Raw genomic sequence first — 11,234 nt, forward strand, 5'->3', positions numbered from 1 at the left:
TCAAGGCGGCTCTGGGCCGAGGTGGATCGGCTAGTCGAACCGCTCGATGCTGGTCTCCGCGAGCCGCGACAGTCCTTCACGGATATGCCTGGCCCAGATGCCGCCGATGCCTTCGATGGCTTGCAGGTCTGCGGCCGACGACGCGAGAAGCGCCTGCAGCGTCCCGAAGCTGCGCACGAGGCGGTCGATGTGTGCGAACTGCAAGCGCGAGATGCCCGCGAGAAGGCGGTAGCCGCGAGGACTCATCGCGGTGTCCTGCGCCTCGATCGTCGTCGGGTAACCGAACGCGCCCGCGAGGAGGGAAAGATCGAGGAGGTCGGCGTCGGACAGCGTTTCGATCGCCTCGATGCAACCGCGTACCTCTTCGGTGGTCGCGGGCTCCGGGCTGGCGTAGTAGTCGCGGACCAGCAGTTCACGCATCGTGTCGTTCTCGGCGATGAGCTCTTCGAGCTGCAGGCTGACTTGTCGGCCGTTGACGCCGAGTTCCAGGACGTAGTCGTCGATTTCGGCCGAGACCCGACGCACCATCTCCATCCGTTGGGCTGTCGACATCGCGTCGCGGAGCAGTACGTAATCTTCGATCTCGGCGCGCGACAGCGCAGCGCTGACGTCATCGAGCCGCGCCTTGTAGCGTTCGAGCGTCGAGAGCGCGACGTTGGCGCGCGAGAGGATCGGGTCGGGGCTCTCGACCACCTTGCGGAGTCCGTCGACGTAGACGCTGACGATCGACATCGACGCACTCACCGAGATGACCGGATGCCCGGTCTGGATCGCTGTGCGCTCGGCCGACCGGTGCCGTGTGCCCGACTCCTCTGTCGGAATCGACGGGTCGGGCACGAGTTGGACGTTGGCGCGCACGATCCGCTTACCGTCGGTGGACAGCACCACGGCCCCGTCCATCTTGGCCAGTTCGCGTAGACGTGTCGGGGCGAACTCGACGTCGAGGTGGAACCCGCCGTCGCAGATCTTCTCGACGTCGGAGTCGTGTCCGAGGACGATGAGCGCACCGGTGCCGCCGCGCAGGATGCGCTCGAGCCCGTCCCGAAGTCCGGTCCCCGGCGCGACGCGAGCGAGCGTCTCACGCATCAGTTCCGAGCGTGTTCCAGGCTCGGTTCGCGCGGTGTCGCTCATGGCTTGCGTCCCTTCTCGCGGCCGCGAGTGAAGGTCACGGTCCGTCGCAGACTAGGGTAACCGCACGTGAAACGTGACTTCGTGGTGCCCACCGACCTCGACCCGCTGCAACGCCACCCGAAAGCGGCTGCACCTGGGGAGCCGATCCGCATGCACAATCCGCTGTGCTTCGGCTGTGGCGCCGAGTCAACGCAGGGACTGCATCTCGAGGTGCGCGCGGCCGACGGGTTCGCTGTCGAGACGTCGATGCTTGTCGAGCCGCGATTCGAGGGCGGCCCCGGTGTGATCCACGGGGGCATCCTGTCGACGGCGATGGACGAGGTGATGGGGACCGTCCCGCTGCTGATCGGACCGTCCGCTGTGACGGTGCACCTCGAGGTCGACTTCGTCGCCCCGGTCCCGATCGGTTCGACGCTGTACCTGCGGGCCGACATCCTCGGTAGGCAGCGTCGCAAGGTCTACGTCGAGGCCGTCGGCCATCTCGGCGACCCCTCGCAGCCGGTCGTCGTCGGCCACAGCATCTTTGTGACCATCGACGCACGGCAGCACTTCGCCGAGCACGTCGAGAACAGCGCGATGGCCGACGAGTACAAGCAGCGCATGTCGCGCCCGTGATGTCGAATACTCCGTGAGCCTCAGAACGGTGCGCGGGACACATCTCTGATCGTGACCGCGCTGATGGCGTCGGAAATACCCGACACTCGCGTCACCCGGATGCCCTTGGGGAGCGGGTCGTCGGAGCCCGCGGGGATGATCGCGTGCGTGAAGCCCAACCGTTTGGCCTCGGCAACCCGACGTCCGACCGCCGAGACCCGACGAACCTCTCCGGCCAGGCCCACCTCGCCGATTGCGACGGTGGTGCGCGGCGTCGGCTTGTTCGTGACGAAGGAGTTCACCGCGAGCGCGATACCGAGGTCGGCGGCGGGCTCGGTGACCTTCATGCCGCCGACCGTCGACAGATAGATCTCCTTCTCGCCCAGCGGCAACCCTGCCCGACCCTGCAGCACGGCGAGGACCATCGCGGAGCGTGCGGAATCCAGACCGGACACCGCCCGCCGCGGGTTGGCCATCTTGGACTCGGCGAGCAGCGCCTGGATCTCGCCGACGAGCGCGCGCTTGCCGTCCATCGCGACGATCGACGACGATCCGCTCACATCCGAATCATGTTGGTGGACAAAGATTCCCGACGGGTCGGAGACCTGATGGATGCCGTCGGAGCGCTGCTCGAAGCAGCCGACCTCGTCGGCGGAGCCGAATCGGTTCTTGATGCCACGCACCATACGCAACGACGTGTGGCGGTCGCCCTCGAACGACAGCACGACGTCGACGAGATGCTCGAGTGAGCGCGGTCCGGCGACGTTGCCGTCCTTGGTGACATGCCCGACGAGGATGACCGCGATCCCGCGATTCTTGGCCAGCGAGACGAGTGCCGTTGTGACAGCCCTGATCTGCGTGACACCGCCCGTCACGCCGTCGGTTCCGGTCGCGACCATGGTCTGCACCGAGTCGATCACGAGTAGTGACGGGCGGACGGCGTCGACGTGGCCGAGGACCGTGGCGAGGTCGGTTTCGGCTGCGAGATAGACGTTTTCGTGAACCGCGTCGGTACGTTCGGCGCGCAACCGGACCTGCCCTGCCGACTCCTCGCCGGTGAGGTACAGCGCGATACGCCCGCCACGTGCCCAATGCTTGACTGTTTCGAGAAGCAGCGTCGACTTTCCGACGCCCGGCTCGCCCGCGAGCAGAATCACCGATCCGGGTACGACGCCGCGTCCGAGGACACGATCGAATTCGGCTATGCCCGTGGGGATTGCGTTCGACGACGCCGCGTCGACCTGGGTGATCGGAACAGCCGGACTCGACGGCGCGACAGCGCTGTGCGCGGCGGTCGCGGCGGGAAGTGCGGCCACCTCGTCGACGGTGCCCCACTCGCCGCACTCTGGACAGCGCCCCACCCACTTCGCGACGGAATGGCCGCACGCGGAACAGCGGAACGTCGACTTGGGTTTTGCCACGAATCTGAGCCTAGGTCAGGCCACCGACACGTCTCGGCATGCCGACCGGGATGTGTCGGGAGGTTCCGTGACGCTCACCGATTTCCCTCCCGCTCATTGAATTCGATAAGCCGGAAGGAAGCCGGTGAGCGTGAACCGCGGCCAACGCGAGCGGAGCTGGAAAGGAGTCAGTTGGGCAGGACGTTCGGCGCGTCTTCGGCGTGCTCGTCGGCAGGTGCCTCGGCCTCGCGGACCTTGTCCTGGCGGGTGAGCAGCGTGCCGGAGTCGACGGGAGTGTCGACGGTGACCGAGCCGACCGGGGAGGTGGAGCCGTTGGCGGCGACCTTCTCGAAGGTGAAGGTCAGCTTGGTGGTCAGCCCGACAGCGACTGACTTTCCGGTGCCGTCGAGAGTCGCGGACATTCGCTTCTCGTCGGTGATGCTCGAATCCTTGACGAGGGCGGCGGGTTCGCCTGCGCGCAGCGCCTTGCCCGGCTGGAGGTCGTAGCGGTCCTTGAGGGTGACCGTGCCCTGCTCGGCAGTCACGTTGGTGAGCCGGTAGGTGTCGATCTCGCTCTGGTTGGCGATCACCCAGGACAGCTCGAAGGGGCCGCCGTTGTCGAAGACCGACGCAGCGTTCTGCGTGGGGTAGACGATCTGCACGTCGCGCAGTTCGATGCTGCCGAGGTTGGCGTTGTTGCCGTTGACGGCGGGCAGCTGATTCGACGTCTGCGAGATCTGTCCGGCGCCACAGCCGGTCGTCCCGAACGCGATCGCGATTCCGACTGCTGCGATGGCTGTGGCTTCGGCGAACCGACGCACACGACGAGTCGGATGGCTCGACTCACTCCGAGTTGTCCCACTCCGAGTTGCCTCATTCTGCGATGACACAGACACCCGTTCCTCCCAGGTAATCGAAAGGCCGAAATCGCTTGGCGCGAACCCTGCACTACGCAGCGTAGTGGGCGGGCGTGCCAAAAGCCCGACGGGGTACCGGATTGGTATCTGCGAGCCGGATTTCGCGTGCCTCGAACGCGGGCAGGCGGGGCGTCGAAAACACTCTCGCAAGGAGCTGTGGAGCGAGCCCTTGCGCGTTGTCGTCGAGGCTGTTATGGCCTCACCCGCTCACCTGCTGCAACGGTGAAAGTCGGGGACTCCCGGCCTAGTAGTAGTGCCTTGACCTGCACCGTTGGATGTGACCCAAATGACCCCCGTGCTAGACTGGACCTACTCGAAAGGGGCACGGAACATTGAATTTCAAAGTTGGCGACACCGTTGTCTACCCCCATCACGGTGCTGCCCGGGTCGAAGACATCGTTACCCGGACCATCAAAGGTGAGCAGATCGAATACCTCGTTCTGAAGGTTGCCGATGGTGATATGACAGTCCAGATTCCCTCGACGAAGCTCGAGTATGTCGGCGTCCGTGACGTCGTCGGCGAAGAGGGACTCGACCAGGTGTTCCAGGTGCTGCGGGCGCCCCACACCGAGGAGCCCACCAACTGGGCCCGCCGTTTCAAGGCCAATCAGGAGAAGCTGATCTCCGGCGACATCATCAAGGTCGCCGAGATCGTGCGCGACCTGTGGCGCCGCGAGCAGGATCGTGGCTTGTCCGCCGGCGAGAAGCGCATGCTGACCCGCGCCCGTCGCGTGTTGGTCGACGAGCTCTCGCTCGCACAGAACACCGACGACGAGAGGGCCACCAGCATCCTCGACGAGGTGCTGGCCGCGGCGTCTTGACGCCGACCGGCTACTGATCGACGTGGCCCAAGGGACCAAACCGATATTCGGCGGACCGTTGACCAGCGTCATCATCCCTGCGGCTGGTTCGGGTACCCGACTCGGACTCGACCAGCCCAAGGCATTCGTCGATCTCGGCGGATCGACGATCCTCGAGCGTTGTGTCGACGGCGTCCTCGACGCTGACATCAACGCCGAGGTCGTCGTGGTCGTTCCCGCAGATCTGGTCGAGCATGCTGCAGCGCTCGTCCCGTCGGCAGTTGTCGTGCCCGGTGGTGCGCACCGTTCCGAATCGGTGCGTGCCGGTATTGCGGTGAGTGGCAACGCCGACATCGTGCTCGTGCACGACGCCGCGCGGCCGTTCACACCTCCCCGCGTTTTTCGCGCGGTCGTCGATGCCGTACTCGCCGGCCATCGCGCTGTGGTGCCCGGACTGCCGGTGGCCGACACACTCAAACGCGTCGACGCTTCTGGCCGGGTCCTCGACACCGTCGACCGCGAACCACTCCGCGCCATTCAGACGCCACAGGGTTTCACCCGCGACGCGCTGATCGCAGCGCACGCAGACGACTCCGGCCTCGCCACCGACGACGCCGGACTCGCCGAGCGCATCGGCATCGACGTCCACGTCGTCGCGGGCGACCCGCTGGCCTTCAAGATCACCACGCCGTGGGACCTACGCATCGCGCGCGATCTGGTGCAAGAGGTCGCACGATGAGATCGCGCACGGTGACAAGACGGTGCCCGATGAAACGACGCCCGATGACTGCAGGAGTTCCTCGATGAGAGTCGGCATCGGCACCGACGCCCACGCACTCGACCCGACCGTTCCGTGTTGGATGGTCGGGCTGTTCTTTCCCGACACGCCCGGATGTGCCGGGCATTCCGACGGCGACGTCGGTGCGCACGCGCTGTGCGACGCCCTGCTGTCGGCGGCAGGGCTCGGCGACGTCGGCTCCGTATTCGGTACCGGACTGCCCGAATGGGACGGGGTGTCGGGCGTCACGATGCTTGCGCACGTTTCCCAATTGCTCGCCGACGACGGGTTCGTCGTGGTCAACGCCGCTGTGCAGGTGATCGGGAACACACCCAAGATCGGTCCGCGACGTGCGGAAGCGCAGCAGGTCCTCGGCGACGCACTCGGCGCCCCGGTGTCGGTGTCGGCGACGACAACCGACGGTCTCGGGATGACCGGCCGCGGCGAGGGAGTGGCTGCGGTGGCGACGGCGCTGGTGACCGAGGCGGTTCCGACCCTGCTCACCGGGGCGGAGTCCACGCGGGGCGACCGGTAGAATCGCACGTCGTGACCTTGCGCCTACATGACACCGCTGCTCGAGAGGTACGCGACTTCGTGTCGCTGCACCCCGGCCGAGTGACGATCTATCTGTGTGGCGCAACGGTGCAGGGCGTTCCCCACATCGGTCACGTGCGCAGCGGCATCGCATTCGACGTGCTGCGCCGCTGGCTGGAGTACAAGGGAGACGACGTCCTGTTCGTCCGCAACGTCACCGACATCGACGACAAGATCCTGCGCAAGGCCGCCGAAGCGGAGCGGCCGTGGTGGGAGTGGGCCGCGACGCACGAGCGCGAGTTCTCGAAGGCGTACGACGCACTCGGGGTGCAGCCGCCGTCGGCCGAACCGCGCGCGACCGGCTTCGTGACGCAGATGGTCGAGTACATGGAGCGACTCATCGCGCGCGGACACGCCTACGCGTCGGACGGCAATGTCTACTTCGACGTCCGGAGCCTCCCCGATTACGGCGCGCTGTCGGGACAGAAGCTCGACGACATGCACCAGGGCGAGAGTGCGGGCACCGGCAAACGCAACCCGCAGGACTTCACCCTCTGGAAGGCCGCGAAACCAGGCGAGCCGTCGTGGCCGACGCCGTGGGGTCCGGGACGGCCCGGCTGGCATCTCGAATGCTCGGCGATGGCGACGTCGTTGCTCGGTCCCGAGTTCGACATCCATTGCGGTGGAATGGATTTGATCTTCCCGCACCACGAGAACGAGATCGCGCAGGCACACGGCGCGGGCGATCCGTTCGCCCGGTACTGGCTGCACAACGGCTGGGTGACCATGGGTGGCGAGAAGATGAGCAAGTCGCTCGGCAACGTCGTATCCATCCCGGCGATGCTGCAGCGCGTACGGGCCGTCGAACTGCGCTATTACCTCGGAAGTGCGCACTATCGGTCGATGCTCGAGTACTCCGACGGCGCGCTCACCGAGGCTGCTGCGGGATATCGGCGTATCGAATCCTTTGTGGGACGGGTTGTTTCGCGCGTGGGACAGGTGGCCGTCGGACAGGTGCACCCCGACTTCGCCGCGGCGCTCGACGACGATCTCGGCGTGCCCGCCGCGTTGGCGACGATCCACAACGTCGTGCGCGAGGGCAACACCGCTCTCGAAGCGGGCGACGGTGCCGCCGCGCTTGCCGCGGCAGAGTCGGTGCGCGCGATGATGGGTGTGCTCGGCGTCGACCCTCTCGACGAGCATTGGTTGGAAGGCTCCGACGAGACCGATGCGATGTCGGCGCTCGACGTACTGGTGCACGCGGAACTCGGTCGGCGCGCACAGGCGCGTGCCGACAAGGACTGGGCGACGGCCGACGCTGTGCGAGATCGCATGTCGGAGGCCGGTATCGAGGTCACCGACACCCCAGACGGCCCCACCTGGGCGCTCAAGGGCAAGTAAGCAATTCAAGCGGACGGGACGACAACGATGGCCGGAAACTCCAAACGCCGTGGCGCAGTGCGCAAATCGGGCAGTAAGAAGGGGCAAACCGTCGGCTCCGGTGGGCAGCGTCGACGCGGTCTCGAAGGCCGTGGCGCGACACCCAAGGCCGTCGACCGTCCGTACCATGCCGCGCACAAGAAGGCGAAGGCTGCCGGGAAAAGCGTTGCGGGACGGCCCAATCCGCGCCGCAAAGACGACGGCCCCGAGTACGTGCTCGGCCGCAACCCGGTACTGGAGTGTCTGCGCGCGGGAGTTCCCGCGACGGCCCTCTACATCGCGGTCAACAGCGAACCCGACGACCGCGTCGCCGAATCGGTGAAACTCGCAGCGGACAAGGGCATCGCGATCCTCGAGGTCGGCAAGCCAGAACTCGACCGCATGTCGGCGAATGGACTGCATCAGGGCATCGCGCTGCAGGTGCCCGAGTACCAGTACGCGCACCCCGACGACCTCATGCGCGATGCCATGGAGTCGGGCACCCCGCCGCTGCTGGTAGCGCTCGACAACATCACCGACCCGCGCAATCTCGGCGCGGTGATCCGCTCGGTCGCCGCGTTCGGTGGGCACGGCGTGTTGATTCCGGCGCGCCGCAGCGCGAGTGTCACCGCGGTCGCGTGGCGAACCAGTGCAGGCGCGGCCGCGCGGCTGCCGGTCGCGCAGGCCCCGAATCTGACCCGCACGCTCAAGGAATGGGCCGAGACCGGCGCGCAGATCGTCGGCCTCGACACCGAGGGCGACGTGACGCTCGACGACTACGACGGCACCGGGCCGACCGTGATCGTCGTGGGCTCGGAGGGCAAGGGGTTGTCGCGGCTCGTGCGCGAGACGTGCGACTCGATCCTCTCGATTCCGATGGCGGGCGACGTCGAAAGCCTCAATGCGTCGGTCGCCGCTGGTGTGGTTCTCGCCGAGTTCGCGCGCCAGCGCCGTCAGCAGTAGCCCGACAGCGCGCATCGCATCGGACCTGTGTGACCGTGGTCTCCCGACGTTCGTTAGGTTGGGGCAATGACGTTGATCGACACCATCGTGACCACGACCGACGGATTGGTCGGGGGCCGCAGGGGAAGGCGCGCTCGACGCGGAACCATCAGCTGGAAGGGCATCCCGTTTGCGGCTCCTCCCGTCGGTGAGGGCCGCTTCCGTGACGCACAGCCGGTGGCGCCGTGGCCCGGCGTGCGCGACTGCACGGCATTCGGCAATGCCGCCGTTCAGGAACGTCGATTCACAGCGACCGGTCCCGGCCGCTACGCCCCGACCAGCGAAGACTGCCTGACACTCAACGTCTTCTCTCCCGAGGAGCAGTCGTCGACGCCGCGCCCGGTGATGGTCTTCATCCACGGCGGCGCTTACATCCTCGGCACCGCGGCGACTCCGCTCTACGACGGCTCGGCGCTCGCACGCACGCAGGACGTCGTCGTCGTCACCGTCCAGTACCGCTTCGGGGCGTTCGGGATGCTCGATTTCAGCGGGTATTCGACGCCGGATCGCACCTTCGACGAGAACCCGGGCCTGTCGGACATGCTCGCCGCGCTGCGCTGGGTGCAGCGCAACATCGCGGCATTCGGCGGCGACCCGGAGAACACGACCGTGTTCGGCGAGAGCGCAGGCGGATCGGCGGTGCTGACGCTGCTCGCGACGCCAGAGGCCAAGGGGTTGTTCGCGCGCGCTATCGCCGAGAGCCCCGCGCCTGAACTCGTCGTGAGCAAGCCGAGCGCGATAACGTTCGCCGACGAGTTCCTGCGCCTGCTGCGCGACCCGCAGCGGCGCAGCGCAGACCTCGACGACCGCGGTGACCCGATCGATCCCGTCGCCGCGCGCGAACTCCTCGACGGCGCGAGCACCGAGGAGATCTTCCGGGCGAGCAATCGGCTGATGCGTTTCGCCTCGAGGGCGCAGACCCCGGAACCGGTGCCGTTCGCGCCGGTCGCGGGCAGCGCGGTACTGCCGAAACTACCGGTCGACGCGGCCCGAGCAGGCGAAACACACCCGGTTCCGCTGATCGTCGGCGGCAACCGGGACGAGGGTAAACTCTTCGAGAAGCTGTGGAACATGCTTCCCGACGCCGAGCGCATGCTCCTGCGCGTCGAGGACGAAGGTGCCCGCGAGCAGATCTCCGCGCTCTATACGGGTCCGGGCGAACGGCTGAGACTGTCGGCCGACGCGACCTTCTGGGCGCCCGCGGTGGCCTTCGCCGACGGGCACAGTCGGGTCGCGCCGACCTACACCTACCGCTACGACTTCTTCACCAAGGTGCTCGGCAAGCTCGGCGTCGGAGCGACGCACGCGACCGAACTGTTCGCGGTGTTCGGTGCCTACCGCTCGGCTCTCGGTGCACCGCTGAGCGTCGGGGATTGGCGTGCCGTGGCGCGCGTGACCGCCGACGTGCAGTCGCGGTGGGGAGCCTTCGCGCGCACCGGCGCCCCCGGCGACGACTGGCCGCGCTACTCCGAGGACGACCGCGAGATCCTGGTCATCGACCGGACCGATCACGTCGAAGCCGATCCCGACGGCGAACGCAGACTCGCGTGGCACCGCGGGACCGGCCTGATCGTCGACGATGGCCTGATCGAGTCAGAGTTCGACGCTGCTCGGGGGATCTGACGCCAGGTAGGTCAGCACAAGAGGGTTGAACAGGTGCGGCGACTCCAACGGCAGGATGTGGGTTCCGGGGAGGACGGCGAGCCGTCCTTGTGGCAGGGTCGCGGCAAGGTCGACGGCGTGCTCGACACGCACGATGCCGCAGTCGGCGGCGATGACGAGGGTCGGGGCTGCCACCGACGCGAAGTCGGTGCTCTCGAAATCCGGCTCGAAGCGCAGCATCGCGACGGTCTTGTCGAAGACGAGGTCGGATTCCGCGTCGTCGTGCAAAAAGCTGTCCCGTAGGCACGCGACGACTACCTCATCGTCCTCGTCGAAGCGGTCGGTCAGTGCGGAAACCGTGAGTCCGCGACGATTGACGTAGCTACCTGTCATCACGATTCTGGCGACGAGGTCGGGACGACGTTGCGCGATCATCAACGCGATGACGCCACCGTCACTCCAGCCGACGATGTTCGCGGGGCAGCCCACGACGTTCTCGAGGTAGGCGATGACCTGGTCGGCCATCGACGCGAACGTGTAGGGGCGGGGGTAATCGGGACTGTGGCCGTGGCCGCTGCGCTCGGGCACGAACAGGCGCAGGCCGGCGTCGGTGAAATCGCCGAACTGCGCGCCCCAGCTCGACGCCGACGAGAACGAGCCGTGCAGGAGCACGGTCGGCGGACCCATCGGGTCGCCACCTTGAAAGTGCCACAGCAGATCGCCGTTGATATCGACGAATGTGCCGCCGTCGACCCGGTCACCCACACTCGGCGGGACGTTGCGGATATGCGTGTCGATCATCCGCTCGAATCTCCGGCCAACCCTCCCGGGCGGCGACAACTGCCGTTGAACATGCGGCCCATGCTTCCAGAAGCCGCGGGGTGTTTGGACACGGAAAGGACTCGAAACTGCAACGGCGGCACACATACCGCAGGTCGCCGGTCCCGACGCTGACACGCTGGTATGCGTTCGCTGACAGCCACATCAGAGCAGCATTAGCCTCGAACGTGCAAGTGCTTCCGGCAAGATCATTCAGACGAGACAGATGGAGTTCCCG

Annotated in this window: 11 protein-coding genes; 7 read left to right on the forward strand and 4 right to left on the reverse strand. The window is 66.8% G+C overall.

The window, feature by feature from the left end; genetic code table 11:
• Window positions 1-30: 30 nt before the first annotated feature.
• A complete protein-coding gene (gene disA, locus B3T59_RS10655; protein ID WP_251722276.1) occupies window positions 31-1,131 on the reverse strand; it encodes a DNA integrity scanning diadenylate cyclase DisA in 1,101 nt (366 codons plus the stop codon).
• A 66-nt stretch (window positions 1,132-1,197) separates the two neighbouring features.
• Here disA and B3T59_RS10660 point away from each other — a divergent pair, with 66 nt between their 5' ends.
• On the forward strand, window positions 1,198-1,746 hold the full coding sequence (locus tag B3T59_RS10660) for a PaaI family thioesterase (protein WP_005204798.1): 549 nt from the start codon (window positions 1,198-1,200) through the stop codon (window positions 1,744-1,746).
• Window positions 1,747-1,766: 20 nt separating this feature from the next.
• Here B3T59_RS10660 and radA read toward each other — a convergent pair whose 3' ends face one another.
• On the reverse strand, window positions 1,767-3,146 hold the full coding sequence (gene radA / locus B3T59_RS10665; RefSeq protein ID WP_039855138.1) for a DNA repair protein RadA: 1,380 nt from the start codon (window positions 3,144-3,146) through the stop codon (window positions 1,767-1,769).
• Window positions 3,147-3,313: 167 nt separating this feature from the next.
• On the reverse strand, window positions 3,314-3,946 hold the full coding sequence (locus B3T59_RS10670; protein ID WP_064863435.1) for a hypothetical protein: 633 nt from the start codon (window positions 3,944-3,946) through the stop codon (window positions 3,314-3,316).
• 428 nt (window positions 3,947-4,374) lie between these two features.
• Between B3T59_RS10670 and B3T59_RS10675 the strand changes: the two genes are divergently transcribed.
• The 6 genes from B3T59_RS10675 (at window position 4,375) to B3T59_RS10700 (ending at window position 10,198) form a co-directional block, all read left to right on the forward strand.
• Complete coding sequence (locus tag B3T59_RS10675; RefSeq protein WP_005204805.1) at window positions 4,375-4,863, forward strand: CarD family transcriptional regulator; 489 nt, start codon at window positions 4,375-4,377, stop codon at window positions 4,861-4,863.
• Between the two features lie 22 nt (window positions 4,864-4,885).
• The gene (ispD, locus tag B3T59_RS10680; protein WP_197502399.1) at window positions 4,886-5,581 is read left to right on the forward strand and encodes a 2-C-methyl-D-erythritol 4-phosphate cytidylyltransferase; all 696 of its coding nucleotides are present in this window, start codon (window positions 4,886-4,888) and stop codon (window positions 5,579-5,581) included.
• 64 nt (window positions 5,582-5,645) lie between these two features.
• Window positions 5,646-6,155 carry a 2-C-methyl-D-erythritol 2,4-cyclodiphosphate synthase gene (ispF, locus tag B3T59_RS10685; protein ID WP_251722274.1) on the forward strand — a complete coding sequence of 170 codons (510 nt, stop codon included), beginning with the start codon at window positions 5,646-5,648 and terminating at the stop codon, window positions 6,153-6,155.
• A gap of 11 nt (window positions 6,156-6,166) precedes the next feature.
• Complete coding sequence (cysS, locus tag B3T59_RS10690) at window positions 6,167-7,555, forward strand: cysteine--tRNA ligase (protein ID WP_064863437.1); 1,389 nt, start codon at window positions 6,167-6,169, stop codon at window positions 7,553-7,555.
• A 27-nt stretch (window positions 7,556-7,582) separates the two neighbouring features.
• Window positions 7,583-8,536 (forward strand): 23S rRNA (guanosine(2251)-2'-O)-methyltransferase RlmB, encoded by a 954-nt coding sequence (rlmB, locus tag B3T59_RS10695; protein WP_064906427.1) that lies wholly within the window; start codon window positions 7,583-7,585, stop codon window positions 8,534-8,536.
• Between the two features lie 66 nt (window positions 8,537-8,602).
• Window positions 8,603-10,198, forward strand: coding sequence for a carboxylesterase/lipase family protein (locus B3T59_RS10700; RefSeq protein WP_287002214.1), 1,596 nt, complete (start codon window positions 8,603-8,605; stop codon window positions 10,196-10,198).
• Here B3T59_RS10700 and B3T59_RS10705 read toward each other — a convergent pair.
• Window positions 10,169-10,978 carry an alpha/beta fold hydrolase gene (locus B3T59_RS10705; protein ID WP_287002215.1) on the reverse strand — a complete coding sequence of 270 codons (810 nt, stop codon included), beginning with the start codon at window positions 10,976-10,978 and terminating at the stop codon, window positions 10,169-10,171. The genes B3T59_RS10700 and B3T59_RS10705 overlap by 30 nt on opposite strands.
• Between the last annotated feature and the right edge of the window lie 256 nt (window positions 10,979-11,234).

It is taken from the genome of Gordonia sp. UBA7860, assembly GCF_002500165.1.
GTDB classification, from domain to species: Bacteria; Actinomycetota; Actinomycetes; order Mycobacteriales; family Mycobacteriaceae; genus Gordonia; species Gordonia sputi.